25 protein-coding genes, 1 other RNA gene and 1 pseudogene are annotated in these 24,379 nt (G+C 63.2%); 13 read left to right on the top strand and 14 right to left on the bottom strand.

The genetic code is table 11. The features are described from left to right. Positions 1-134 precede the first annotated feature (134 nt). Complete coding sequence (locus tag A7A08_RS07460; protein WP_141693896.1) at positions 135-797, top strand: hypothetical protein; 663 nt, start codon at positions 135-137, stop codon at positions 795-797. A gap of 21 nt (positions 798-818) precedes the next feature. Here A7A08_RS07460 and A7A08_RS07465 read toward each other — a convergent pair whose 3' ends face one another. After that, positions 819-1,166, bottom strand: coding sequence for a DUF1622 domain-containing protein (locus A7A08_RS07465; RefSeq protein ID WP_069094880.1), 348 nt, complete (start codon positions 1,164-1,166; stop codon positions 819-821). A gap of 144 nt (positions 1,167-1,310) precedes the next feature. Further along, entirely contained in the window at positions 1,311-1,700 is a 390-nt protein-coding gene (locus tag A7A08_RS07470; RefSeq protein ID WP_069094881.1) for a tautomerase family protein, read from the bottom strand. A 201-nt stretch (positions 1,701-1,901) separates the two neighbouring features. Here A7A08_RS07470 and A7A08_RS15950 point away from each other — a divergent pair, with 201 nt between their 5' ends. Then, positions 1,902-2,216 (top strand): hypothetical protein, encoded by a 315-nt coding sequence (locus A7A08_RS15950; RefSeq protein WP_141693897.1) that lies wholly within the window; start codon positions 1,902-1,904, stop codon positions 2,214-2,216. 118 nt (positions 2,217-2,334) lie between these two features. Beyond that, positions 2,335-2,577: a Stf0 family sulfotransferase gene (locus A7A08_RS07475; protein WP_069094882.1), complete on the top strand. Its 243-nt coding sequence runs from the start codon at positions 2,335-2,337 to the stop codon at positions 2,575-2,577. 27 nt (positions 2,578-2,604) lie between these two features. Here the strand turns inward: A7A08_RS07475 and A7A08_RS07480 are convergent, their stop codons facing one another. The 3 genes and pseudogenes from A7A08_RS07480 to A7A08_RS07490 all read right to left on the bottom strand — a co-directional run bounded on the left by A7A08_RS07480 (position 2,605) and on the right by A7A08_RS07490 (position 6,525). Continuing rightward, positions 2,605-4,239 carry an acyl-CoA synthetase gene (locus tag A7A08_RS07480; protein WP_069094883.1) on the bottom strand — a complete coding sequence of 545 codons (1,635 nt, stop codon included), beginning with the start codon at positions 4,237-4,239 and terminating at the stop codon, positions 2,605-2,607. Between the two features lie 274 nt (positions 4,240-4,513). After that, a pseudogene (locus A7A08_RS16785) lies at positions 4,514-5,299 on the bottom strand (DUF1013 domain-containing protein); the annotation flags it as partial. Positions 5,300-5,523: 224 nt separating this feature from the next. Continuing rightward, positions 5,524-6,525, bottom strand: coding sequence for an NAD(P)H-quinone oxidoreductase (locus A7A08_RS07490; protein ID WP_069094884.1), 1,002 nt, complete (start codon positions 6,523-6,525; stop codon positions 5,524-5,526). An 81-nt stretch (positions 6,526-6,606) separates the two neighbouring features. Here A7A08_RS07490 and A7A08_RS07495 point away from each other — a divergent pair, with 81 nt between their 5' ends. The 5 genes from A7A08_RS07495 to A7A08_RS07515 all read left to right on the top strand — a co-directional run bounded on the left by A7A08_RS07495 (position 6,607) and on the right by A7A08_RS07515 (position 12,856). Continuing rightward, positions 6,607-6,795 (top strand): DUF1192 domain-containing protein, encoded by a 189-nt coding sequence (locus A7A08_RS07495; protein WP_069094885.1) that lies wholly within the window; start codon positions 6,607-6,609, stop codon positions 6,793-6,795. Between the two features lie 283 nt (positions 6,796-7,078). Beyond that, positions 7,079-7,609 (top strand): protease adaptor protein RcdA, encoded by a 531-nt coding sequence (gene rcdA, locus A7A08_RS07500; RefSeq protein WP_069094886.1) that lies wholly within the window; start codon positions 7,079-7,081, stop codon positions 7,607-7,609. Positions 7,610-7,889: 280 nt separating this feature from the next. After that, positions 7,890-10,619: a TonB-dependent siderophore receptor gene (locus A7A08_RS07505; protein WP_083226558.1), complete on the top strand. Its 2,730-nt coding sequence runs from the start codon at positions 7,890-7,892 to the stop codon at positions 10,617-10,619. Positions 10,620-10,766: 147 nt separating this feature from the next. Beyond that, complete coding sequence (locus tag A7A08_RS07510) at positions 10,767-11,324, top strand: hypothetical protein (RefSeq protein WP_069094888.1); 558 nt, start codon at positions 10,767-10,769, stop codon at positions 11,322-11,324. Then, positions 11,321-12,856, top strand: coding sequence for a PepSY-associated TM helix domain-containing protein (locus tag A7A08_RS07515; RefSeq protein ID WP_069094889.1), 1,536 nt, complete (start codon positions 11,321-11,323; stop codon positions 12,854-12,856). The genes A7A08_RS07510 and A7A08_RS07515 overlap by 4 nt, the downstream gene beginning before the upstream one ends. A gap of 223 nt (positions 12,857-13,079) precedes the next feature. On the opposite strand, the gene rpmE is transcribed toward A7A08_RS07515, so the two are convergent. Then, a complete protein-coding gene (rpmE, locus tag A7A08_RS07520; RefSeq protein WP_069094890.1) occupies positions 13,080-13,301 on the bottom strand; it encodes a 50S ribosomal protein L31 in 222 nt (73 codons plus the stop codon). 200 nt (positions 13,302-13,501) lie between these two features. Here rpmE and A7A08_RS07525 point away from each other — a divergent pair, with 200 nt between their 5' ends. Beyond that, positions 13,502-15,334: an ABC transporter transmembrane domain-containing protein gene (locus tag A7A08_RS07525; protein ID WP_208430598.1), complete on the top strand. Its 1,833-nt coding sequence runs from the start codon at positions 13,502-13,504 to the stop codon at positions 15,332-15,334. A 229-nt stretch (positions 15,335-15,563) separates the two neighbouring features. Here the strand turns inward: A7A08_RS07525 and A7A08_RS07530 are convergent, their stop codons facing one another. The 7 genes from A7A08_RS07530 to A7A08_RS07560 all read right to left on the bottom strand — a co-directional run bounded on the left by A7A08_RS07530 (position 15,564) and on the right by A7A08_RS07560 (position 21,947). Continuing rightward, positions 15,564-16,592 (bottom strand): peptidoglycan -binding protein, encoded by a 1,029-nt coding sequence (locus A7A08_RS07530; protein WP_069094891.1) that lies wholly within the window; start codon positions 16,590-16,592, stop codon positions 15,564-15,566. A gap of 2 nt (positions 16,593-16,594) precedes the next feature. Then, on the bottom strand, positions 16,595-17,641 hold the full coding sequence (locus A7A08_RS07535; RefSeq protein ID WP_069094892.1) for a MotA/TolQ/ExbB proton channel family protein: 1,047 nt from the start codon (positions 17,639-17,641) through the stop codon (positions 16,595-16,597). A 340-nt stretch (positions 17,642-17,981) separates the two neighbouring features. Then, a complete protein-coding gene (locus A7A08_RS07540; RefSeq protein ID WP_069094893.1) occupies positions 17,982-18,797 on the bottom strand; it encodes an inositol monophosphatase family protein in 816 nt (271 codons plus the stop codon). 50 nt (positions 18,798-18,847) lie between these two features. Next, positions 18,848-19,411: an elongation factor P gene (gene efp, locus A7A08_RS07545; protein WP_069094894.1), complete on the bottom strand. Its 564-nt coding sequence runs from the start codon at positions 19,409-19,411 to the stop codon at positions 18,848-18,850. Between the two features lie 108 nt (positions 19,412-19,519). Then, positions 19,520-20,176, bottom strand: coding sequence for a pyridoxamine 5'-phosphate oxidase family protein (locus tag A7A08_RS07550; RefSeq protein WP_069094895.1), 657 nt, complete (start codon positions 20,174-20,176; stop codon positions 19,520-19,522). A 40-nt stretch (positions 20,177-20,216) separates the two neighbouring features. Next, positions 20,217-21,242: a tetratricopeptide repeat protein gene (locus tag A7A08_RS07555; RefSeq protein WP_069094896.1), complete on the bottom strand. Its 1,026-nt coding sequence runs from the start codon at positions 21,240-21,242 to the stop codon at positions 20,217-20,219. Beyond that, positions 21,243-21,947, bottom strand: coding sequence for a thiamine phosphate synthase (locus A7A08_RS07560; RefSeq protein WP_141693898.1), 705 nt, complete (start codon positions 21,945-21,947; stop codon positions 21,243-21,245). A gap of 170 nt (positions 21,948-22,117) precedes the next feature. Here A7A08_RS07560 and A7A08_RS07565 point away from each other — a divergent pair, with 170 nt between their 5' ends. The 4 genes from A7A08_RS07565 (at position 22,118) to A7A08_RS07580 (ending at position 24,020) form a co-directional block, all read left to right on the top strand. After that, a complete protein-coding gene (locus tag A7A08_RS07565) occupies positions 22,118-22,411 on the top strand; it encodes a DUF4164 family protein (RefSeq protein WP_169822952.1) in 294 nt (97 codons plus the stop codon). Between the two features lie 33 nt (positions 22,412-22,444). Next, positions 22,445-22,816, top strand: a complete 372-nt coding sequence (locus A7A08_RS07570) for a cell division protein ZapA (RefSeq protein ID WP_069094899.1) — start codon at positions 22,445-22,447, stop codon at positions 22,814-22,816. Positions 22,817-22,893: 77 nt separating this feature from the next. Continuing rightward, a non-coding RNA gene (gene ssrS, locus A7A08_RS07575) (6S RNA) lies at positions 22,894-23,052 on the top strand. A 140-nt stretch (positions 23,053-23,192) separates the two neighbouring features. After that, on the top strand, positions 23,193-24,020 hold the full coding sequence (locus A7A08_RS07580; protein ID WP_069094900.1) for a TIGR00282 family metallophosphoesterase: 828 nt from the start codon (positions 23,193-23,195) through the stop codon (positions 24,018-24,020). 39 nt (positions 24,021-24,059) lie between these two features. Here the strand turns inward: A7A08_RS07580 and A7A08_RS07585 are convergent, their stop codons facing one another. Next, positions 24,060-24,314 carry a hypothetical protein gene (locus A7A08_RS07585; protein WP_069094901.1) on the bottom strand — a complete coding sequence of 85 codons (255 nt, stop codon included), beginning with the start codon at positions 24,312-24,314 and terminating at the stop codon, positions 24,060-24,062. Between the last annotated feature and the right edge of the window lie 65 nt (positions 24,315-24,379).

Consider the following 24,379-nt stretch of genomic DNA (forward strand, 5'->3'; position numbering starts at 1 on the left):
CACGAGCCGAGACCGGTTCAATCACATTTGCGTGCGCACACGCCATCCAACGATCAAACGGGGAACGTTTCGATGACATCTTCGTTAATCCGGCAAGCGAAACCCGGAGACCCTTAGAGGGACGGAGTTCTCCCATGCGAATGAACAAGGTCGTTGCTTCTATCTGGATGGCGAGCGCCGCGATATTCGGGCTCGGCATCTTTCTCATGGCCCAGTCGGCCATTGGTCCGCGCGACATTGCCAATGCGCGAAACACCGAAGCCGCCACCACGCTCGAATATCGGGCCGCCATCCGGGAGACCACTGCCCAAAAGCCCCAGGCCAAGGGTCCCGTAGCGGCGCAGAATCCCGCGCCGGAAATCCAATCCGTCAGCCTTTCCGATCAGCAGGGCGCGATGCCGCTTCCTTCCAAGAAGGAAGACGCCGACAATTGGGTGAATGTGGCCGGCAAGGATGCGGTGATGCGTTCGCTGCCCGCAAATGCCGCGCCCATGATTGTCGCTTTCCCGGTTGGCCGAAAGCTGTTCGTCCGCGGCGAGAAGGACGGCTGGACGAAGGTCGAGGAGCCGAAAACGTCTACCGTCGGCTGGATCCAGGCCGATCAGCTTGCGAAGCCTGGCGAGATGCGCATGGCTCGCCTCGATCGCGAAGGGCGTGGCGTGTCGCCTGCTCTGGATGAGAGCGAGTCGGCATTCTCCGACGAGTGGGCCATGAAGGTCGAAGACACCCAGGCGCGGCCCGAGCGCCGCCGTAGCGGGCCGCTGGGCGGACTGCTTCGTCGCGCCTTCGGCCGCTAGGATCCGCCGATCTGATTCGAGCTAGGCTTTGCTGGACTGCCGCCGCGGCTTCGGACGCGGCGGCATGATTCCCGCCGCCTCTCCGCCGTCCCCGAGTGTTTCGCTGAAGGCGGCGATATCCTTCGCCAGGAAGTAGTTCAGGATCGTGCGGATAACCGCGATCGCGGCGAGCTTGCCGATATCGTCCCAGGTGGGGGCGATGGCCGTGCGCACGATGTCGGCGGCCAAGGCGAATTCCAAAGCGAGCAGGATCCAGGTCGCGAATTTCAGCCAGATAATCCGGCCCTGATAGGCGGTCGGCTCACGCCGCGCGATGGCGCTGACGAGCAGCACGATCGCCTCCGCGGCGCCATAGGTGACGACGGCCACGCGCCCGCCTCGATCGCCACGGCGACGAGTTCGGCGATCTCCTTGAAATTCTCCTCGACCATCGGGCCGACCGGACCTCTCGATTCGCGAAATACAATCTTCGGCGATCAGGAGGAGGCCGGCCAAGCCGATTCCTCGATTCGTCTACAGCTCTCCGGTCAGGAATTGGGCGCGGCCATGAGCGAAGGACCAGTCGTCGTCGCCATTCTCAACCAGGCTGACCATAACGTCAGTATCGTCGATCCCGCACTGGGCTTTCAGCTTCTCTACGACGAGACGGTAGAACGCCTCCTTCTGATCCCGCGGTCGGGGGCGGGTCGTCACGTGAAGGAAGACGACCTTGTCTGTCCGGGAGAAGCCGAGCCCGGTGTCCTCGAAGCGCATATGGGTCTTCGGGTGCTCGCTCAGGATTTGATAGCGGTCGCCTTCGGGCACCTTGAAGGCCTCGAGGACGGCTTCATGGGTCGCATCCAGAAGGGTGTCGATCTCCGCGTTCGAGCGGCCTTCGATCACGTCAATTTTGATAAACGGCATGCAAATTTCCTTTTTCTGGGCCTTGCTTCGCAACCTAGCCAGGCGCGCCCCAACGTGACTTTTTAGCGTTCCGGAGGAACCAGCGTGCGGGGCTAAGGGTTTGTATTTGTGAAGATATCATCTCCTAAGGGCCGTGGGGACCGTCTGGTCGCCGCTGGCCCCTTTATTTTTTCCCAATTCAAATCCCGGAAGGAGGAGATCATGAGAAAGATCGCGATAGCAATGACGGCTGCGCTGGGGCTTGGTTTTGCCGCAGCGCCGGCTATGGCTGCGCCCGGTGCCGCCACGGCGACCGGCATCCAATCCACCGCCCCGGCTGGCGTCACGAACGTGGGCTGGCGCAACTGCGGACTGTTCGATCGCCGTTGCCGCGGTGGTGGTGGTGCCGATTTCCGGCTGAGAGCGCCCGGCGTGGGTGTCTATGTCGGGGGCGACCGGGATCGCTATCGTCACCGGTATCACCGTCATCACCGCTACGATCACGACCGCCGGTGGAACCGTCGCTGGCGCCGTTAGGACTAAATCGGATCAGGCTTAGGAGCCTGCCGAAGTCCACAAGAGAGGCTCGCCGAATTTCGGCGGGCCTTTCTTTTTGTCTGGATGTGCGTAGGGCCGTCTGTGCGACCGCAGATAAATGACCGCTCATGACCGCGAGTGGAACAGGTGGTTCGACGCGTCAAATATCGATCCGCTGCGGTTCACCTATGAAGATCTCTCCGCGGCACCGATTGTGAGCCTGGGACTATTGCTGGCGCGCCTCGGGTTAGATGGCCGCGCGGCGGACCAAGTCGAACCCAAAGTCGCGAAGCTGGCGGACAGCATCAACCAGAGCTGGGTGGAACGCTTCGTTTCCGCGGAGAAGGATGGGGCGGTTTAGCCTGGGGTAACGCAGAAGCGCCCCGCGTCACGCCGTGACCGCGTCCGCTTCGTCGCGCAGCTTGAATTTCTGGATCTTGCCGGTGGACGTGCGCGGCAGTTCCGTGAAGACCACGTAGCGCGGGCATTTGAAGTGGGCGAGCTTCTCGCGGCAATAGGCGATGATCTCTTCCGCCGTCACTTCCGCGCCAGGCTTGGTCTCGATGAAGGCGCACGGGGTCTCGCCCCATTTCTCATCCTGCTTGGCGACGACGGCCGCGGCGGCCACGCTTGGATGCTTGTAGAGCACGTCCTCGACCTCAATGGAGGAGATGTTCTCTCCGCCGGAAATGATGACGTCCTTCGAGCGGTCCTTGAGCTGGATATAGCCGTCGGGATGGAGCACGCCGAGATCGCCGGAATGGAACCAGCCGCCGGCGAAGGCTGCATCGGTCGCCTCGCGATTCTTCAGATAGCCCTTCATCACGATATTGCCGCGGAACATCACCTCACCGAGGGTTTCCCCGTCGGCAGGTACCGTCTCCATGGTGTCCGGGTCCTTCACGGTGAGATCTTCCAGAGCCGGATAGCGTACGCCCTGGCGGATGCGCAGCTTGAGGCGCTCCTCGTCGTCGAGCTCGTTCCACTCCGTCTTCCACTCGTTGAGGGTGGCGGGGCCGTAGGTCTCGGTTAGCCCGTAGAGGTGGGTGAGCTCGAAGCCTGCCTCGCCCATGGCGGCAAGCACGGCGGCCGGGGGCGGGGCTGCGGCGTGGTTGACGGAGACGGTGTGATCGAAGTCACGCTTCTCGTCATCGGAGGCATTCAAGAGCACCGACATGACGATCGGCGCGCCGCTGAGGTTGGTCACCTTATGGTCTGCGATGGCGTCGTACATGGGCTTGGCCCGGACCGCCCGGAGGCAGACATGGGTGCCGGCGACCAGCGCGATGGTCCAGGGGAAGCACCAGCCGTTGCAATGAAACATCGGCAGGGTCCAGAGGTAGACCGGATGAGTCTGCATGCCCGTGGCGATGGTGTTGGCGTAGCACATCAGGGTGGCGCCGCGATGGGTGTAGACGACGCCCTTCGGATTGCCCGTGGTGCCGCTGGTGTAATTGAGGGAGATGGCGTTCCACTCGTCACTCGGTGGTGACCAGGGGAAGTCGGGATCGCCTTCCTGAAGGAATGCTTCGTAGTCCTCTTCGCCGATCTTCTCGCCTTCGATGCCGCTTTCCACGTCCTCGTAGGTGAGGATGATCGGCTTCACGCTCGCCTGGGAGAGCGCTTCCTTCATCACGGGCGTGAACTCGCTATCGACGATGAGGAGCTTCGTTTCGGCGTGGTCCAGCTGGAAGGCGATGATCGCGGCGTCGAGCCGGGTGTTGATGCAGTGGAGCACCGCGCCGGTCATGGGGACCGCGTAGTGGGCCTCCAGCATGGACGGCGTGTTGGAGAGCATGACGGAGACGGTATCGCCGAAGCCGATGCCGCGGGCGGTCAGCGCGGAGGCGAGCTGGCGGGCTCGGGCGTAAAAGGTCCGATACGGAATCCGCTGCGTGCCATGCACGATGGCGGTGTGGTCCGGATAGATCAGGGCCGCGCGCTCAAGAAAGACCGACGGCGTAAGCGGCTGATAATTGGCCGGATTTGGCCCCAGATGAAAGTCGTAAGGACTCGTACTCATGCTTTGCCCCCCTACGAGGCGCTAACAGAGCAAGGGACGTGGCCGGCTTCAATCGGAATATGCGCCGGCCGCCCCGATTCTTGCCCGGCGCTGTTTCGATGTCACGGAGGAGGGGCCTGGCGGCCCCGCCAACACCTCAGCTCTTGTCGTCGTCCTCGTCGTTGTCGCCGGCCTCATCCGTCTCGGGGGTCTCGGCGCTTTCGGTCGTCTTGAAGATATCGTCGGCCGAAACCTGATCCGACACCTCGGTGACGGGCGGCTCCTGGGGCGATGCGTCGTCCTCGGCCTGCTGGAGCGGATCCTTCGCGAGGTCGTCCTTCAGGTTCTGCAGCTTCGAGAACACGGAATCGGGATCGGGCGCGTTCGTATCGTCGGTGGTGTAACCGTCGTCGACGAAGGCCTCCGCCTCCTCCTCGAGCACCCGCTCCGCATCGTCGGCGGAATAGGCCGGCGTGCCGGCCGTCTCCTCGCTCGGGGCGAGGGTGCCGCCGAGCGGCGGTGCGGTTTCGCCGGCGGCCTTGCGCTCGCGCTCGACGCGGGCGGCTGCCTTCTTCACTTCGGCATCGAGATCGATCTGGGAGCAGAGTCCGAGGGTCACCGGATCCTGCGCCTGGAGATTGGCGGAGTTCCAATGGGTGCGGTCGCGGATAGCCTGGATGGTCGGCTTGGTGGTGCCCACCAGCCGCATGATCTGTGCATCCTTCAACTCAGGGTGGTTCTTGGTGAGCCACAGGATGGCGTTGGGCCGATCCTGACGGCGGGAGACCGGCGTGTAGCGCGGCCCGCGCTTGGTCTTCACCTCGGGCACCTCCACCTTCGGCTCGGCGAGATGCAGCTTGTAGGACGAGTCGTCCTCGGCCTTCTTGATCTCGTCGCGGGTGAGCTGCCCGGCGGAGACCGGGTCCATGCCCTTGATCCCCTGCGCCACGTCGCCATCGGCGATGCCCTTCACCTCCAAGACGTGCAGGTGACAGAACTCGGCGATCTGCTCGAAGGTGAGCGCGGTGTTGTCGACCAGCCAGACGGCGGTCGCCTTGGGCATCAGCGGAATTCGGGTCATGAGCAGAGCAACCTTATGGCGAAAGAAACCTATTGGAATCCGAGCGGCCTCTCGCCCCCTTCCGGCGCGAGAGCCTTTTGACAACGATGAAGGGGATGAGCCCTATATAGGGCTTGCGGGTTTTCGACGCAAACGCTTCCCGTCGGTTGCATGGGGCTTTTCCCTTGCACTTGAAGGACGTGTTGCAATCCGCGGCCTGAGCGGCGGTCGTCGCCCGGACTAGCCTAGCCGTGCTCCACGCTCAGGACGATCTTGCCGATGTGATGGGGATCGTCGATCCGCTTGTGGGCTTCGGCCACATCCTTCAGATCGAAGGTCGAGTCCATCACGGGTGCGAGCTTGCCCTCCTCGACGAGGGGCCAGACCGCGGTCTCGATGGCCCGGGCCATGGCGGCCTTTGCGGCATCCGATTGGGCGCGCAAGGTGGAGCCGGTGAGGGTCAGGCGGCGCATCATCAGCCGGACGAGATCCACCTCGACTTTCGAACCTTGCAGGAAGGCGATCTGCACGATGCGGCCTTCGGTGGCCGCGGCGTGGATATCCTTCTCGATGTAGTCGCCGCCGACCATATCGAGGATCACGTCTGCGCCGTGGCGGTCGGTGATCTCCTTCACGATGCCGACGAAGTCCTCCTTCTTGTAGTTGATGGCCTTGGTTGCGCCGAGTTCCTCGCAGGCGTGGCATTTCTCATCGGTGCCGGCAGTCACGATGACCTTGGCGCCTTTGAGGGTGGCCATCTGGATCGCCGTGGTGCCGATGCCGCTGGAGCCGCCATGGACCAGCAGCCAGTCGCCTTCCTTCAGCTGTCCGCGCTCGAACACGTTGTGCCAGACCGTGAACACCGTCTCGGGCAGGGCCGCCGCTTCCGTAAAGGAGAGATTCTCCGGCTTCTTCAAGGTGGTGGCTTCAGGCGCCACGGCGTATTGAGCGTAGCCGCCGCCATTCACCAGGGCGCAGACCTCATCGCCTTCGGCGAAGCGGTTCGCGCCTTCGCCGCATTTCACGATCCTGCCGGCGACTTCCAGGCCGAGGAGGTCGGACGCGTCCTTCGGCGCAGGGTAGAGGCCCATGCGCTGGAGCACGTCGGGGCGGTTCACGCCTGCCGCATGGACCTCGATCAGAACCTCTCCCTTACCCGGCTCGGGCACGGGGCGCTCGGCGACTTTCAGGACGTCCGGGCCGCCTTTGTCCTCGGCTTCGATCACGGTCATGGTCGATGGCAGCATAAAGGGTCTCCGATTAGAATGGGCTCGGTCGGTATTGGCGGCGAGTGTAACGATCTGATGGCCAGATGATAGGAGGTGCAGATGGATTGGAGCGACCTGGAGCCGAAAAAGCCCGAGGTGCACAGCCTGGGCGCCGATCTTTCCAAGCTCTCCGTGGACGAGTTGAAAGACCTCGCCCAGTCCCTTCGCGACGAGATCGCGCGGGTGGAAGCGGTGTTGGAGGCGAAAAAGGCCTCGAAAGATGCCGCGGAATCCGCATTCAAGAGTTAGGGGCGCGGGGTCTTCGGGCGTTAAGGATTCGTTTAGGTAAATCGCTGGTTAGCATTAACGAATCCTTAGGACATTACGCTTAATGTTCCCCTTATCCAGTCCTCTGGATCGGAGTGGCCCCAACCACTCTGTTTGACGCCTCCCTGTTAACTTCCTGAGCCGCCCACCGGGCGGCTCTTTTTTTGCCCATCTTCGGCGTTAACCTATTGTCGCATGAGGTGGTCGACAGGCCCGCGAGTTGGCATAGTGTGCCGGCCGGCCAGCGACGTCAGGGGGAGTGCCGATGGCGGAACGTTCGAGCAGCGGCGAAGGCGACGTAACCGTCTCCTTCGGCGCTAAATTCGCACAATCCGAGCAGTTCAAAGCAGTTTTCCGCGAAGGGATGGCGCTTGTCGAGGAGGCGGCCGCCTATCTCGACGGGGAAGGACGCCTGGAAGCACGGGGCCTGAAGCCGCCGCTTTCGCTGGCTTACGCGACAGAGAGCATGCGCCTTACCACGCGGCTGATGCAGCTCGCCTCCTGGCTGCTGATTCGCCGGGCCGTCACCGAAGGCGAGCTTTCCGCCGAGCAGGCGCTGGAAGAGCAGCGCAAGATCAAGCTGCCCGTGAAGAGCGGCGACCACCCCACGCGAGATTTCGAAGCGCTGCCGGAGCGGCTGCGGTTCCTGGTGGGAGAAAGCCTGAAGCTGCAGGATCGCGTGCTCCGGCTAAATCAAATGCTCAATCTGGATGCGGAGCGGCCGGCCCTTGAGTCGGAGCATCCCCTGCATCGGCAGATGTCGCAGCTCCGCGCCGCGTTCGACACCGGCGAATAGTGAGCTTCAGCGAAGATCTCGATCGCCTGCTTTCCGATCCCGTCCCTGCTGCGCCGGTTCTCGAACAGGGTACGGAAAATCTGTTTCCACTCTAATTCAACAAGATAGTTGAGAACAGTTCAGTACCCGCTGGGCGGCTCCCCCCTCTAGGTTACGCGCTTGTTAACAGGTGCGCCTAGCGCACCAGCACAGCATTTGCCGGGGGGCGAAATTGATAATTCTTAATAGGGTGGCCGCCGTGAAGGGCGGCGCGTGCGCGCGTGGGCAGGCAGCAATTCTGATGCTGCTGGGCATAGCGCTTTCAACTGGAACGGTTGTGCAGGCGCAGGCGCAAGAACCGGACGCTTCGCAAGGCATCCAGGAAGAGCAGCCCGTTCAAGGCGCGGAAATCTCCTCGCCGTCGGACGGAGAGCCCATTGGCCCTGAAGGTGCGCCAGAGGGCGTTCAGGAACAAGAAGCCTCTCAGGGCATCGAGCTCAATCCGATCGTTGTGGAGGGAGACGAGCCGTCGCCAGCTGCGCCGCCTGTGCGGTCTGCGCGCGGTACGGCGCCGATTCAAACGGCCGTCCCGGCGCCTTTGCCGGAACCGGAGCCGGAAGGGGTCGAGCGCTCCACCTTTGGAGGGGAGCCGACCGCCTATAGCCCCGTCGAGGGATATGTCGCGACACGTTCCGCCACGGGCACCAAGACCGACACACCTATCATGGAGACGCCCCAGTCGATCTCGGTGATCGGCGTCGAGCAGATGCAGGATCAGGGCGTGCAGACGTTGCAGGAGGCGGTGCGCTACACGCCGGGCGTTTTCGCCGACGGGTTCGGCCTCGATACGCGTAACGACTACGCGATCATCCGCGGTATCCCGGCGGCCTATTTCATCGATGGGCTGCAGACCCAGGTCGTCAGCGGCTCCAACTCGAACACCATCCAGATCGAGCCCTATGCGCTTGAGCGAATCGAGGTGCTGCGCGGTCCGTCCTCCATGCTGTACGGGGCAACCAGCGCCGGCGGCATCATCAACGGGGTCTCAAAGCGGCCGACCCTGGAGCCGTTTGCCGAGGCTGGAATCGATTACGGGTCCTTCGACTTCAAGCAGGTGCGCGGCGATGTGAGCGGACCGATCTCGGAAGGCAGCGACTGGTACTACCGAATCACCGCTCTCGGGCGTCGGGCCGACACCCAGGTCGACTATGTCGATAATGACCGCTTCATGATCCAGCCGGCGCTCTCGTATCGTCCGGATGCCGATACCGACGTCACCTTCATCGCCAATTTCCGCAAAGACGATGGCGGCTCGGTGCAGCAATTCATGCCGCAAGCTGGCACGCTCTATCCGAATATCAACGGCCGGATCGTGCCACGTGACACGTTCACGGGCGAGCCTGGGGACTACTACAACACGGAGCAGCAGTCGGGGACGCTGCTGATCGACAAGACCTTCAACAACAAGCTGAAGTTTCATTCGGGCACCCGGTATACCCACACGGAGAATGAATACGACTCGACGTTGCCGGCCCCTCTGACGCCGGCTCGGTTCTCCATCCTGAATTCGCCGTTCGCGAATTTGCTCGGCACGGATCTGGTCATTCCAGACTACGCCCCGTTTCTGGATGCCAGTCAGGAAGAAGTTGCCCGCGTCCGGTTCGTCTCGAATACCGAGACGGAGGTATTCAATCAGGACGCCTATCTAACCGGAGAGATCAATACCGGCCGCATCAACCACGAGATCACGGGCGGTGTCGATTTCATGAGCTTCAAGGAGGAAAGCAGCCGGGCGGATTCGCTCGACAATCTCCTGACCAGCACATCGGTCAATCCGGGGGTGGTGCCGGCGGCGGAAGCGGCTGCCTTCGCTCAGGCATACCCGATCGCCTTGGCGCAGATCCCGTCCTTCGTGCCGCCGGCAACGGCCCAAGCTTTGGCAACGCAGTTTGCAAACGACTATGTCGCGGGGTTGGGGATCAATCGCCAGTCGGTGCTGCAACTCGCGGGCTATCCCGGCTTCCAGAAGAATTTCAATCTCTATAATCCGAGCTACGGCCCTTCGGATTATCAAGTCGACCTCGGCACGTTTTCGCCGGTCGATCCGAACAACCTGACCCTGCGGGAAAATCCCACCGAGCGGCAGTATCAGACGGGTGTCTATCTTCAGGACCAGATCCGTCTGGGGAACTGGATCGGCATTCTCGGTATCCGCCAGGACTGGGTGAATATCGGCTTCGAGGGCTCGCCCGACACTCATGAGCAGGCGACGTCGGGCCGGGCCGCGTTGATGTACGAGTTCGATGCCGGTTGGGCGCCCTACATCACCTGGTCGCAATCCTTCACGCCCCAGCCCGGACAGATCGTGTCCGACGAGCTGTTCGTCCGGACCAATGCCCGGGCGGCGACGCCGCGGGAAGGCGAGCAGATCGAGGTTGGCCTCAAGATCCAGCCGGACGGTTCGCGGTTCGGCCTCTATATGTCGGCGTACCAGCTGACCGAGGAGAATCTGGTCGTCTCGCCGGACACGCTGTTCGAGACGCTGATCGGCGCGGAGGTCGAGGCGAAGGGCTTCGAGATCGAGGCAATCGGCAATATCACGGACGAGTTGAAGGTGATCGGTGCCTATAGCTACACGGACGCCAAATACACCGACTATCCCGATCCGCTCGGCATCAAGATCGGCACTCAGCGTGAAGGTGCGCCGCCTCATCTCGCTTCGCTCTGGGGGATCTACACGTTCAGCCGCGGGTGGCTGGAAGGGGTCTCGATCGGTGGCGGCGTGCGCTATATCGGCGAGATCGAGGATGTCGCCGTCGACATCACGACCGGCCAGCGGCTCGAGGTCACGACGCCTTCGGTGACCCTGTTCGATGCTTCGTTGGCCTATGAGACCGACAATTGGCGCTGGGCCGTGACCGCGCAGAACCTTGAGGACACGTATTATGTCCTTTCCTGCACGGCGTTCCGCGGCGATTGCGCCATCGGCCAGGCCCGAACCGTGATCGGCAGCGCGACCTACAAATTCTAGTCGGATCGTGAGTGGCTCGAGCCGCATTGCAGGCTTATCCCAGCGCTCGTTTCAACGCCCATCCATCCTCTTTCTCGGGGGTGGGTGGGCGCCAACGCTTCGGAGGCGCTAAACGGTGGATTGGGGAATGGACGAGGGAGAGACGATTTGGACGTGACGGCCGAAGCGTTCCTGCTGCTCGCCGCTGGGATCTTTTCCTTGCGATGGGCATGGCTGCAGAAGCGGGGCGAGGGAAGAGGATTCGTCGTCGGCGGGTGGCTCGCGATCGTCTCGAGTTTCTACGTTTTCGCCCATGTGTTCGGTGGCGAGCGCGGGATCACCTTTGCGCTGCTCGCCTTCTCGATTGCCGGCCTTCTGGCAGTGACCGCCACACTCCAACTGCGCAACAAGCGTTCGGAGCCGAGGGACCGGGCGATGGAGCCCGAGCAGCGGCGCACCAACTGGATGCGGGCTATCGGAAAGAGCTTGCTGGCGGTGGTGCTGGCCGGCGCCGCCGCGATCGGTGTCGGGGTTGCCTTCGCCGTGGCCATGCCCATGCCGGCCACAGATAAGATGATCATCGGCGGTCTAATGGTGCCGATTTTGTGGGGCGGGGGAATGGCCTGGACGCTCGCAGATTCGAAACTCCTGCGCGCCACCGCGATCCTTCTAATCATCTGCGCGGTCGGCTACGGCATCGCGTTTCTGCCGAATTTTGTCTCATGAGCAAAACGCCGAAGCAAACAGGGCCGCGCGGGAAGAAGAACTGGCTCTCGCCGGATTTCGTGCGGGCCATGCTCGCCGGTCATTCGGCGCTCGGGCTGGCCTTCGCAGCGCTGATCTACATCGTCTGCCTCTCGGGTACGCTTGCCGTGTTCGTGATGGAGTTCCAGCGTTGGGAACAGCCTGATGCGCCGTTGGTTCTCGAGGTCCCAAGCGAAGGCGCGCTCCAGAAGGCGGCCGCGTCGGCGTTCGCCACGGCCAAGGAAAAGGCGGAACATCCCGATCTCTTCATCGCCTGGGACGGGTCCCGGACGCCCCATTTCACCATCAGGGTCCACGATCACGAGTCCGACTTCGAGCGGGAGTGGCTGGCCGATGGCAGCGGCACTCTCGTCGAGGAGATCAACGCGCCGTGGTCGGAGTTCCTCGCCCGTCTGCATATCAATCTGCATATCCCGCAATCCTACGGGTTGTTTATCGTCGGGCTGACGGGGGTGGCTCTGCTCTCCTCGCTGATCTCGGGTGTGCTGTCCCATCCGCGGATTTTCCGGGATGCTTTCGCCTTTCGCTTCGGCGGGTCGCTCCGCCTGCAGGATGCGGATCTTCATAACCGGCTGGGCGTCTGGGGCCTGCCGTTTCATGTCGCGGTCTCTCTTACAGGTGCGCTTTTAGGACTCGCGGTGCTGATCATCGGCGTCTTGGCCATGGCGGCCTATGAGGGGGATTCGGAGAAGGCGTTCGCCGAGATCCTCGGGCCTCGGGCCGGAGAGAACATGGAGGCTGCCCCGCTACCCGATCTCGCCGCCTTGATGGCGCGCGTGCGGGAGGATCATCCGGATGCGGTCTTCGCCAGCGCTGATATCGAGCATGCCGGAACGGCCGGTCAGATGACCCACCTCTCCATGGGGACACCGGGCCATCTCGCCGCGGCCAATCGGTATTACTTCGATGGCTCGGGGAAGCTGATCGGCGATGGCGGGCTGGAGACGGGCTCCATCGGTCAGCAGATCCTGGGCGCTCTGCAGGCGGTCCATTTCGGCTGGTTCGCCGGCATGCCGGTGAAGATCGTCTATGGGATCCTTGGCCTGGCTCTCACCATCGTCACTCATACAGGCGTCACCATCTGGCTGCACCGGAAGCGGGAGAAAGGCGATCCTGCCCCGTTCTGGGAGCGGGTCTGGTCGGCCGTGGCCTGGAGTCAGCCGTTGGCGCTGGCGGTCTCCGCATTGGTGGCGTTATCAGGCGCGCCGGGCTTCATTCTGGCGAGCTATCTCGCCGCCACAGCCGGTTCGCTCGGCATCGGCATCCTGTCGGAAGGCGGGAAGACAGGCGGCCGGCTCCTGCGGCTCATGGGTGGGGCGGTGCTCCTCGCCGTGGTCGTTCTGTACATTGCGAAATTCGGCGTCCAAATCCACGGCGATCCCATGGCTTGGATTGTGAATTCATTCCTTCTCGGAAGCGGGCTAGCTTTGTGTTTGAGCGGAGTAAGTCCCCTGGCGCGCCGAGGTGTTTTGGCTGGATCTCAAAGACCGTGACCGCCACGCAGCAGTCCGGCTTCGAGATCGTCTCGACGCAGCTCATCGAGAAGGCGCCGGGACTGGAGCTGCCCACGCCGGACTAAGATCGAGAAGCCACTCCGAAGAGAAGCCATTCCCAAAAAGAAAATGCCCGGCGCAAGGGCCGGGCAAGATCATTTCGAGACGCTTGGCGTCTCTGGCTACTAAAGCGTGCGCTATCGGCCGCAGGCCGACGCGAATCCTATTTGATGAAGCCTTCGAACTTCTGCTTGAAGCGCGAGACACGGCCGCCGCGGTCCATCAGGTGATGGCTGCCGCCGGTCCAGGCCGGATGGGTCTTCGGATCGATGTCGAGCTTCATGGTCTCGCCTTCGGCGCCGAAGGTCGAATAGGTGGTGAACTCGGTGCCGTCGGTCATCACGACATTGATGGCGTGATACTCGGGATGAATGTCTTTCTTCATGGCCGGATGCCTTAACGTTCGGGCGCGGGTCGCGCAGTAATCTCTTAAGTTTGCGTCGCTATACCGGAAGTGGCGGGCGCACACAAGGCTCCGGCGTCGTTTCGGGGGGTGCGCGGCATTGCGTCTCCTCTGAGGCCTTGCCTCGAAGCACAAGCGTGACGCATTCTCCGCCCAATTTCAGGTCAGCGCGTTAGGTGATCGTGACAGCTCAGGATCAGGAAGCCGGGCAGACGGCATCGGATATCGCCGCAATTGCGGGCGATGAGGAGACGGTAAAGAAGTCGCGGTCCTTGCGGCCGCTCCTTGCGCTGAAGCGCTACGTTCTCCGCTACAAGGGAATCCTGCTCGCCGCCGGTGTCGCGCTCTTGCTGTCGGCGGCGGCGACGCTGGTGCTCCCAATCGCCGTGCGGCGGATGATCGATATCGGCTTCTCGGGCGCCGATCCGGTGCTGATCGACGAGTATTTCATCACGCTGGTGGGCGTTGGACTGGTGCTGGCCATCTCCAGTGCGGCACGGTTCTACTACGTGAATTGGCTCGGCGAGCGGGTGGTGACGGATATCCGCGCCGACGTTTTCAGCCATCTGCTCAGTCTCAGCCCGCAATTCTACGAGCTCACCCATTCGGGCGAGGTGCTCTCCCGGCTCACGGGCGACACCACCCAGGTGAAGTCGGCCATGAGCACGAGCGTCAGCCTGGCGCTGCGCAATATCGTTATGCTGCTGGGCGCGCTGGTGATGATGTTCGTGACCAGCCCGAAGCTCTCCCTCCTGGTGCTGGTCGCTATTCCGATCATCGTGCTGCCGCTGGTGGCGTTTGGCCGGTCGGTGCGGAAGCTGTCCCGCGAGGCCCAAGATCGGCTGGGGCAGGCGTCTGCTTACGCGAACGAGAGTCTCGGACAGGTGCGCGTGCTGCAGGCCTTCGTCCATGAAGATGCGGCGCGGGAGCGTTTCGACCGTGACGTCCAGAGCGCGTTCGATGCATCGCTTGCGCGGAACCGGTCCCGGGCGGTGCTGACGGCGGTCGCCATCTTCCTCGTCTTCGCAAGCGTGGTGGCGATCCTCTGGTATGGCGCCCAAGACGTGATGACCGGACAGATGTCCGGCGGACAGCTCGGCCAGTTCGTGCTTTACGCCGTGCTCGCGGCGGCTTCTCTGGGACAGCTCAGCGAGGTGTGGGGCGAGGTCGCGCAAGCCTCCGGCGCCGCGGAGCGGCTGGGCGAGCTTTTGGAAGTGGAGCCGGTCATAGTTTCGCCGGCCGATCCAATTCCGCTGCCGACCCCGCCCAAGGGTGAGATCGGCTTCGACGATGTGAGCTTCGCCTATCCCTTGCGGCGTGATGCGCCGGCGCTGCACGATATCTCGTTCGCCATCAAGCCGGGCGAGAGGGTCGCCATCGTGGGCCCATCAGGCGCCGGCAAGACGACGATCTTCTCCCTGCTGCTGCGGTTCTACGACGTGGACAGCGGCGCCGTGCGCGTCGACGGCGTGGACGTGGCCCGGGCCGATCTTGCGGATCTCCGCTCCCGCTTCGCCCTGGTGCCCCAGGAGCCGGCCCTGTTCAGCGATTCGGTCGCGGAAAACATCGCCTACGGTCTTGAGAACGTGCCGCAAGGCGAGATCGAGGCGGCGGCCAAGGCGGCCTTCGCTCACGACTTCATCGTGGCGCTGCCGGAGGGGTACGACACCAAGCTCGGCGAGAACGGCCTGCGGCTGTCGGCCGGTCAGCGCCAGCGGATCGCCATCGCCCGGGCGTTGCTCCGCAAGGCGCCGATCCTGCTGCTGGACGAGGCGACGAGCGCGCTGGACTCCGAGAGTGAGATCCTGGTGCAGCGCGCCTTCGACAAGGTGATGGAAGGGCGCACGACCCTGGTCATCGCGCACCGGCTTTCCACGGTGGTGCAGGCGGACCGCATCCTCGTGATCGAGGACGGACGTCTGGTGGAGCAGGGGACGCATCAATCCCTGATCTCGGCGGGCGGCACCTATGCCAGGCTGGCGGAGCTGCAGTTCGCCACGGATGCCGCGGAGTAATTAACCGCTTCGGTGTCATACCGGCGAAAGCCGGTCTCCAATCCTATCCCCACAGCGCTGCTGGATTCCGGCTTTCGCCGGAATGACTCTCCGGGATGAAGCCGGGTCCACACGCCACGCACGGCCGCCGTCCCTGCGAAAGCAGGGATCCAGTAGCCCCTGTAGCAGCATTTTAGCCACGACGATGGTTACTGGATTGCCCGGTCAAGCCAGGCAATGACAGACAGAGTTACTTCTCGGTCAGCTTCAGCTCGATGCGGCGGTTCTTGCGGTAGGCTTCCGTGGTGTTGGCTGTGTCGAGGGGGGCGTATTCGCCGAAGCCCGCGGCGACCAGCCGGTTCGGCGGGACGCCGTCGCGGATCAGATATTTCACCACGGCGATGGCGCGCTCGGAGGACAGTTCCCAGTTGGAGGCGAAGTCCGCCGTGGCGATCGGATTGATATCCGTATGGCCGTCGACCCGCAGGACCCACGGAATGTCGTCGGGGATCTCGGTCTCGAGCTGCTTCAGGGCGCCGGCCAGCTTGTCCAGCTCCGGCTCGGCGTTGGGCTTCAGCTCGGCGGAGCCGGAATCGAACAGCACCTCGGACTGGAAGACGAAGCGGTCGCCGACCACGCGGATATCCTCGCGGTTGCCCAGGATCTCGCGCAGACGTCCGAAGAAGTCGGAGCGGTAGCGGGCGAGCTCCTGCACCTTCCGGGCAAGGGCGAGGTTCAGTCGCTTGCCGAGGTCTGCGATCTTGACCTGGCTCTTCCGGTCCTTCTCCTCGGCGGCGTCAAGCGCATCCTGCAGCGCGGCGAGCTGGCGGCGGAGCGCGGCGAGCTGCTGATTGAGCACCTCCACCTTGGCTAGCGCATCGTTGGTGATGCCTTTCTGCTCGGCAAGCTCCCGGCTGAGGCTCGATGCGCGGGTCTCCGCGGTGTCGGTCTGGGTGCCTTGCTGCTCGAGCAGGGCGGAGAGGCGGGCGTTCTCGGCCTGCTGGTCGGAAAGGGTGGCCTGCAGGGAGGCGAGGCTGTCTTCCAGGGACTGCTTCTTGGAGCGCTCGAGGGCGAGCAGCTCGGTGAGCTGGGCGAGCTGGGTGTTAAGCTGGCTCAGCAGGGTGTCCTTGCCGCTCGACTGGGTGGTGACGAAGTAGTTCGTCAGCATGAAGAGCGAAAGCAGGAAGATGACCACCAGCAGCAAGGTGGACAGCATGTCCACGAAGCCGGGCCAGTAATCGCTGCCCATGGCGCGATGGCGGGCGCGCACCGAAGCCATCTCTATTTCTTCTCCGCAGGCGGCTTAGGCGCCTTGGGTTGGTTGCTGATTTCCCGCAGGGTCTCGGCAAGCTCGTATTGCTGCTGGGCCTGCTCGTCGGCCCATTCGCGCACGATCTTCTGCTCCGCGCGCATCTGCTTGATCATCTTGTCGACGGCCTGGGTGAGATCCTTCACGGCTTCCGTCGAATCGCTGTCCTTGCTGCGGATATCCACCTTCTCGCTGAGATCGGAGAGAGAGCGTTGCATATCGAGCAGGGCGAAGCGCAGCTGAGGCGGCACGCCCGTCGCGCTTTCGGATTCCGCGGTCTGGATCTCGGTGATGCCGGAGAGCCAATCCTCGAGCTCGTTGTAGAAGCGGCTTTGGGCATGGCCGGCCTGGAGATCGAGAAAGCCCAGGATCAGCGAGCCGGCGAGGCCGAAGAGCGACGACGAGAAAGCCGTGCCCATGCCGCTCAGGGGGGCGACGAGGCCCTCCTTCAGCTGGTCGAACAGCATGGTGTTCTCGCCCGCGCCGGAATCGAGGCTCCCCACGGTCGTGCCGATGGAGCTGATGGTCTGGAGCAGGCCCCAGAAGGTGCCGAGCAGACCGAGGAAAACGAGCAGGCCGACCAGATAGCGTGTGGTCTCCCGGGCCTCGTCCAGGCGGGAGGCCACGGAATCGAGCAGAGAGCGCATGGCGCCCGTTGCGAGGGAGAGCTGGCCGGTGCGGTCCCGCAGCATGGTGGCCATGGGGGCCAGGAGCCGGGGCTGGGTTTCCTGACCGGCGATGCCGGGATCGGCGATGCGGAAAGAGTTCACCCAGCGGATCTCGGGATAGAGCCGCAGCACCTGGCGGAAGGCATAGACGATGCCGATCAAGAGCACGCCGACGATGAGCCCGTTGAGGCCGGGATTGGCCATGAAGCTTCTGCGGACCTGGCTGGTCTGGCCGTCGATGATGATGATGATGAGCGCGGCGAGGATGAGAAACAGGGTCATCCGCCACAGGAAGACTTGCGGCCGCGTGAGCGTCGCGTGGTAGGTGGTTTCTGCCGGTTCCTTGGCCATGTCTTCCCTTCGGTCCCTTGCTGCCGTCAGCCCCTCGTCTCAACGCTTTACACTGAACACGGTCCTACGAGGTCTACCCGTCGCCCTCGTCACCTGGCGTCGTCTGCACACATCCTCGCGCCTCAACTTGGGATTTTCGCGACGGACCGTCGCGAGCCCTATGCGGGAGGCGGGATACTCAATGCAACGCCACAAACCGGGGCAGACATTAACGGAAAGCGCGGAGACGCAAAACCGCCGGATTGAAAGGGCCAACGCCTTCTTGAGGATATCGTTCGGCGGCAAAAGGCATAGGCGCTGCCGTCGCGGCGCGATCGGCGCGTGATCGCGGGGGCGGGCCTTACGAGATTTCCGGGGCGCTCACGGCGGGCACGCCCTTCAGAATGCGCTTCAGATCGTTGTGGATGGCCTCGTTGCCGGCCAGGAAGCTGCGGGTCTCAAGGGTGACTTGCTTGCCTGCGGGGTCGGTGATGAAGCCGCCAGCCTCGCGGAGGATCACGATGCCTGCAGCCACATCCCAGATCTGGATGTTGTTTTCCCAATAGCCGTCGAAGCGCCCTGCGGCCGTCCAAGCCAGATCCAGCGCGGCCGAACCTGTGCGCCGGATGCCGGCAACGGTGCCCATGACGGCGTCCAGCTCGGCGATGAACTGCTTCTGGCCCGGCCTTCCGAGATGGGGAATGCCGGTCGCGATCATGGCCTCGGGCAGGCGCGAACGTGCAGCGACGCGGATGCGCCTGTCATTCAGAAACGCGCCCTTGCCCTTCTCGGCGGTGTAGGTCTCGTTGAGGATGGGCATATAGATCAGCCCGGCGACGAATTCGCCTTCGCGCACGAGGCCGATGGAGATCGAAAACAGCGGATTGCCGTGAAGGAAGTTGGTGGTGCCGTCGAGGGGATCGACGATCCAGCAATGGCTCTTGTCGGCGCCTTCGACCACGCCGCGCTCTTCCATGATGAAGCCGTAGCCGGGGCGGGCGCGGGAAAGTTCGCTGTAGATGATCTCCTCGGCCTTGTGGTCGGCGGCGGTGACGAAATTGCCCGGACCCTTCACGGAGATCTGGAGATGCTCGACCTCGCCGAAGTCGCGCGACAGGCTGCGGGCCGCCTTGCGGGCGGCGGCGAGCATCACATTCATCAAGGCTGAGGCGGGCATAGGCGCTTTCGCGGTCTCGAAGGATTCGGGTGTGAGGGGCGCGAACGGCGTTAGTCGGCGCGCTTCACGTAGGTCAGTTCGTTGGTGTCGACGACGATCTTTTCGCCGACCGCGATGAAGGGCGGCACCATTACGCGGACGCCGTTCTCCATCACCGCGGGCTTATAGGAGGAGGCCGCGGTCTGGCCTTTCACCACGGCGTCTGCCTCGGAGACCTCCAAGGTGACATGGTCGGGCAGGGAGACGCCGAGGGGCTTGCCCTCGTAGCTCTCGACCATCACCTGCATGCCGTCCTGGAGGAAGGCGGCGCGGTCGCCGACGAAGTCGCGAGAAATCTCGAGCTGCTCGTAGCTCTCCAGATCCATGAAGACCAGCATCTCGCCCTCGGAATAGAGGAACTGATAATCGTTCTGCTCCAGGCGGACGCGCTCGACGGTTTCCGATGCGCGGAAGCGTTCGTTCAGCTTGGTGCCTTCGGTGACATGCTTCAGCTCGACCTGGGCGTAGGCGGGGCCCTTGCCCGGCTTCACGTGGTTGGTCTTCACGGCGACCCAGAGTCCGCCCTTATGCTCCAGCACGTTGCCGGGCCGAATTTCGTTGCCATTGATCTTCATGCTGAGGCCTTCAGGTAAGAGGGATTGGCCGCCTTTTAGCCGCGCTGAGGGCGGCCCTGTCAAGCCGGGTGCGCCAGCAATGCGATTTGCGGGGTTCGCGGGGTGGTGTCAGCCCTCGCCGCGACCGACGGCGTCGAACCATTCCTCTTGGGTGATTGTGCCTCCGGCCGCCTCGACCTTGCGGCGGTCGCGATCGTCGATGACGTCCTGGACGCCGTCGACGCGCTTCCACTCCGCCACGGGAGTTTCGCAATTCGCGCGCGGCACGTAGCGGGAGTCGCGAACCCTCTTGTAGTGGTGCACGTAGCGTGGACAATTCGGCCAGATCTCGGTGACGTTGACGCGGATCACCAGCTCCGCTTCCTCGTAGCATTCCAGCAAGTCGGGATCGTCGGCGACCTCGGCCTCGCCCTGCACGCGGAGGCGGTTGGGCGTTTCGAAATCGATGAACAGCATGCCGACGTGGTGGGTCTCGGCGATGTTCCCGACGGAGAGGAACATGCCGTTGCCGTTGTAGCTGGGAAAGACCAGCGTGCTCGGCCCCGTGACGCGGACGAAACCCGGAGCGCCGCCCTTGTAGGAGCAGGTCGGGCGACCCCTGTCGTCGGTGGTCGCGAGGAAGAACATGTCTTGGGCTTCGACAAAACCCCGGGTCAGGTCGTCGAATTCGGTCTTGAGAGCGATGTCCTCAATCCGGTCCGCCAGAGGCCGGCTTTCGAACATGTCCTGGAATTGCCGGTGACGGTCGCCGAAAAGTCTGCTCATGGCACGGCCCTTTCCTCCGATGTCCGCCTGTCGCGGCGGACTAATTGTCCTTGGGTGCCTCGTCTGCCGCTTCCGCCTTCTTGCGGACCGGCGGCACCAGCTCTCCGTCGTCCATATCCCCTTGGGCGATGGGCGGCTGGGGCGATTCGAGGGGCTCTCCCTTGAAGTTGCCGTCAATCCAGTCAAAGGCGGCCTGCTGGGCTTCCGCCTTTTGCTCCTTGGAGAGCTTGGAGAGAAGCAATTCCAGATCGAAATCGCTGACCCCCGCTTCGCGGGCCAGGATATGCCATTTGGCGGCTTTCACGAGGTCCTTATCCAGGATCACGCCGTTGGCGTAGAGCTTGGCCAGGCGGTTCTGGGCGATAGGATTTCCCTGCTCGGCGGAGAGCTCGATCAGCTTGGTACCGCGCTCCTGGTCCTTCTCCACGCCTTCTCCGCGGAACAGCATGATGCCGTATTCCACCTGGGCGTCGGCGTAGCCCGACTTGGCAGCCTTGCCGATCCATTCGGCGGCCTTCTTCTTGTCGATGGGGACGCCGCGGCCAAACTGGTAGAGGGCGCCGAGATCGTACTGGGCGGGGAGGCTTCCGCGCATGGCGGCCTTGGTCATCCAGGCTACCGCCTTGGCTTCGTCCTGGCGGCGGCCGTTGCCGGAGAGATAGAGCAGGGCGAGATTGTATTCCGCTTCCCGGTGGCCGGAGCGGGCCGCCTTCTCGAACAGATCGCCGGCGAGCCGATAGTTCTTCTTTGCGCCCTGGCCTTCGGCGACCAAGTTGCCGAGGGCGAACTGGGCATTCGGATCGCCCAGATCGGCGGCCTTGGCGTAGGCTTCGGCGGCCTTCTCGTAGTCCTGGGGGACGCCGGCGCCGCGGGCGTAGATTTGCCCGATCAGCGTATAGGCCTCCTTGGAGTCGTCCTCCTCGGCTTCCTTCTTCGCGAGCTTGAGCGCCGTCAGGTAGCGGCCCTTGGAGTAGGCGGCATAAGCCTCGCTCTCCTTGGCGCTTACCGGTCCTGTGATGCCCAAAACGAGAAGAAGTGCAGCCGCGTACAGAAAATAACGTTTCACTTAAGCGCTCTCCAGGGCTGCAGCGATCTCCGAAAGGGCCGCCGCGCCGACGTCAGCCTCGAAACACTTTTTCGTGATGCCCAAAAAATCCGCTCCGGATTTCAACGCCCGACGGGCGTCCTCGCCGCTTTCAACGTTCCATGCCACGCAGGGGATCTCGAAGGTCTCGGACCACCATTCGATCAGGTCCGGGACCGGATCTTCGGGCTGCGTCATACTTTGCATCTGGGTCGCAAATGCGACATAGTCAGTACCCAGTTCGGCTAACACCATGGCATCATGACGGCTGCAACAGTGGGTCCCAATAATGGCATTTTTGCCAAGAACTTGCCGCGCTTGTTCATAAGCCTGCCGGTCGGGTCCCATGTGGATGCCGTCGGCCTCGGTGGCGATGGCGCGCTCGGGGGAAATCTCGACGAGAAATGCGACGTCGTGCTGATGACAAATTCGGCGGGTGTTGTTCGCCCAGTCCGTATCGAAAGGAATATCGTCGCCGCCTGTCAGAAGCGCGGACGCCACGGGGTAGCGCTCGAGCGCGTTCGTGAGCAGCATTTCGGCAGCGGCAGAGGCCGCCGGGGGAATTTGAAGATAGATCCGGCGATGCATGACCGAGGTGAAGTGGCCTTTGGCTCGATGCGGCTTGCGCTGTGGCACCCGATAAGAGGGATTGAGGGTGTCAAACCACGCGCTTCCGGCAGCTGTCAAATGGCCGAGAGCTTGAACGTGTCATAGTTGGCATCAGGATGATGCCGTATCGACTATGATCGCATTGAAGACGGAGGGCGCAACTCAGGTTTTTTCGACCACTGGTTCAGGGAGCGGAGGCGGAACCACGGCCGTCCGAACGGGCGGCGCCAAAGCGGGGAGTTCTTGTGGTGGCAATTTTCGGATCGAATATTAACGAGGCAACGAAACGGCTCGACGAGGCCGTCGACGCTCTCGAAACTCTTCTTGGACCACATCTCAGCGATATCGAGGCGGGCGATTCCGTCAACGAGCTGAAGGAGCATATAAAGGCTCTGGCAGAGGAGCGGGACCAGCTCGCGAGCGAGCTGGAAGAGGCTCGCACCAGGGTCCGGCGTCTTGAATCGGCCAATGACGAGGTCTCGGGCCGCATCGAATCTCTCATGACTTCACTGAAACAGGATTTGACGGCCTCTCCGAGTTAGGCATGCTCGGTGGAGCGTCTAAAGTTAAGGGTCATGGGACAAGTCAGCGTCACATTGAACGGCCGCACCTACCGGCTGGAATGCAACAATGGCGAGGAGGCTCATCTGATCGAGCTCTCCGAGCATCTGGCGTCGCACGTCGAAAGCCTGAAGAGGAAGCTCGGCCAGATCGGCGACGATCGGCTGATCCTCATGGCCGCGCTGATGGTGACGGACGAGTTCTGGGAAATGCGGCGGGTCGCCAACGAGTTCAAGGCAGAGCTCAGCGAGGTCCTCAGCGGGGCGGACCCCGAGGATGTCACCGCGCGCGAGGCGGATCGGGAGGTTGCGGCCGCGATCGGCGCGGCGGCCGAACGGCTGGAGTCCCTGAAAGATCGGCTCGGCGCCCGCAAGAACGGCCGGTAAGCGCTGCTTGAGGACGATTTCCGATCGCCGCGTTTCCGGCCTAGTAGGGCGCCGGGCGAGCCACTATATTCCGCAGTGGCAGGCTGCGCGGTTCGTTAGGAGCCATTTTCCTCGGGCCCTATAAGATTCCTATGGGAGCTGACCCTGCCGGAGACCGTGGTCTCTGGCACTCGGCGCCCACCTACATATGTAGGGACGCCGGGAATCGGTGCTCCGACGGCTGTCGCGGCCTTGCTCTTTCCATCCTTGCTGTATCGTTGCGCGCGCGGATCGTCCGGCGCGATTTGATTCACCCAAGCATTTCCCCGTAAAGCAGTAGCCTTGCGTTCTTCCGGGGGAGGGCGCGCCTGGCTCCCCGCGACTCCAAGGCTCATTCATGCGGCTTCTTTTTCTAGGCGATCTCGTTGGCAGGACCGGCCGCATGGCGGCGATTGAGATGCTGCCGCGCTTGCGCGAGCGCTACCGGCTCGACTTCGTGATCGTGAACGGGGAGAACGCGGCCGGCGGCTTCGGCATAACCGAGCAAATCCTGGAAGAACTCCTCGATGCGGGGGCTGACGTGGTGACCACGGGCAACCATGTCTGGGATCAGCGGGAAGCGCTGGTCTTCATCGAGCGCTACGATCAGCTGCTGCGGCCGCTGAATTTTCCGCCTGGGACGCCCGGCAAGGGATGCGGGTTGTTCAAGGCGAGGAACGGCCAGGAGGTGCTGGTCATCAACGCCATGGGCCGGGTGTTCATGAACGACCTGGATTGTCCGTTCCGGGCGGTGGACAGCGAGCTCGAAGCCTGCGGTCTGGCGCGTGGCGCCGATGCGATCTTCCTCGACTTCCATGCCGAGGCGACGTCGGAGAAGGAGGCCATGGGCCATTTCATCGACGGGCGGGCGAGCTGCATGGTCGGGACCCACACCCATGTGCCGACCGCGGACCACCAGATCCTGGACGGCGGCACCGCCTATATCAGCGATGCCGGGATGTGCGGCGACTACAATTCCGTGCTGGGCATGGAGAAGGAAGAGCCGATCTCCCGCTTCCTCAGCCGGATCCCGTCGAGCCGGTTCGGCCCGGCACGGGGTGAGGCTACGGTCTGCGGCGTGGCGTTGGAGACCGACGACGCGACGGGGCTGGCCCGCCGTTTCGCACCGGTGCGGCTCGGCGGCAGACTTGCCCGCGCCGAGCCGGAATTCTGGTTGTCTGAATAGACGTCTTTATCCCATCGGACTTTGTCCGGATGGGATCGGCTACGCGGTCTTCTTCAGCGCGGCCTCGTTTTCCTTCAGAACGGATTTGCTCGCCGCGACGACGCTCTTCAGGAGCGTGATGGCGTCGTCGAGCTGGTTCATGGCCGTCTCCGTGTCGGCGGTCTCGTCGAAGAGAGCGACGCGGGCGCGGGCGACGTGGTCGGCCGCATCGTTGCACAGCCCGGACAGGGCGAGGATCGGCCGCTTGGGCTTCGCCTGAGACTTGATTGCACTGGTTTCGGCTTGGCGAGACATGGCCGCTCCTTGTCGTCACGCGGATGAATCCTATCGGCGCCTGGCGGCGCCTTGAGGAGCGGATT

This window comes from Methyloligella halotolerans, assembly GCF_001708935.1.
Classification (GTDB): Bacteria; Pseudomonadota; Alphaproteobacteria; order Rhizobiales; family Methyloligellaceae; genus Methyloligella; species Methyloligella halotolerans.

Coding starts and splice junctions, on each gene's coding strand:
- A7A08_RS07460 (WP_141693896.1), top strand. CDS start 135: ATGCGAATGAACAAGGTCGTTGCTTCTATCTGGATGGCGAGCGCCGCG.
- A7A08_RS07470 (WP_069094881.1), bottom strand. CDS start 1,700: ATGCCGTTTATCAAAATTGACGTGATCGAAGGCCGCTCGAACGCGGAG.
- A7A08_RS15950 (WP_141693897.1), top strand. CDS start 1,902: ATGAGAAAGATCGCGATAGCAATGACGGCTGCGCTGGGGCTTGGTTTT.
- A7A08_RS07475 (WP_069094882.1), top strand. CDS start 2,335: ATGACCGCTCATGACCGCGAGTGGAACAGGTGGTTCGACGCGTCAAAT.
- A7A08_RS07480 (WP_069094883.1), bottom strand. CDS start 4,239: ATGAGTACGAGTCCTTACGACTTTCATCTGGGGCCAAATCCGGCCAAT.
- A7A08_RS07490 (WP_069094884.1), bottom strand. CDS start 6,525: ATGCTGCCATCGACCATGACCGTGATCGAAGCCGAGGACAAAGGCGGC.
- A7A08_RS07495 (WP_069094885.1), top strand. CDS start 6,607: ATGGATTGGAGCGACCTGGAGCCGAAAAAGCCCGAGGTGCACAGCCTG.
- rcdA (WP_069094886.1), top strand. CDS start 7,079: ATGGCGGAACGTTCGAGCAGCGGCGAAGGCGACGTAACCGTCTCCTTC.
- A7A08_RS07505 (WP_083226558.1), top strand. CDS start 7,890: ATGCTGCTGGGCATAGCGCTTTCAACTGGAACGGTTGTGCAGGCGCAG.
- A7A08_RS07515 (WP_069094889.1), top strand. CDS start 11,321: ATGAGCAAAACGCCGAAGCAAACAGGGCCGCGCGGGAAGAAGAACTGG.
- rpmE (WP_069094890.1), bottom strand. CDS start 13,301: ATGAAGAAAGACATTCATCCCGAGTATCACGCCATCAATGTCGTGATG.
- A7A08_RS07530 (WP_069094891.1), bottom strand. CDS start 16,592: ATGGCTTCGGTGCGCGCCCGCCATCGCGCCATGGGCAGCGATTACTGG.
- A7A08_RS07535 (WP_069094892.1), bottom strand. CDS start 17,641: ATGGCCAAGGAACCGGCAGAAACCACCTACCACGCGACGCTCACGCGG.
- A7A08_RS07540 (WP_069094893.1), bottom strand. CDS start 18,797: ATGCCCGCCTCAGCCTTGATGAATGTGATGCTCGCCGCCGCCCGCAAG.
- efp (WP_069094894.1), bottom strand. CDS start 19,411: ATGAAGATCAATGGCAACGAAATTCGGCCCGGCAACGTGCTGGAGCAT.
- A7A08_RS07550 (WP_069094895.1), bottom strand. CDS start 20,176: ATGAGCAGACTTTTCGGCGACCGTCACCGGCAATTCCAGGACATGTTC.
- A7A08_RS07570 (WP_069094899.1), top strand. CDS start 22,445: ATGGGACAAGTCAGCGTCACATTGAACGGCCGCACCTACCGGCTGGAA.
- A7A08_RS07580 (WP_069094900.1), top strand. CDS start 23,193: ATGCGGCTTCTTTTTCTAGGCGATCTCGTTGGCAGGACCGGCCGCATG.
- A7A08_RS07585 (WP_069094901.1), bottom strand. CDS start 24,314: ATGTCTCGCCAAGCCGAAACCAGTGCAATCAAGTCTCAGGCGAAGCCC.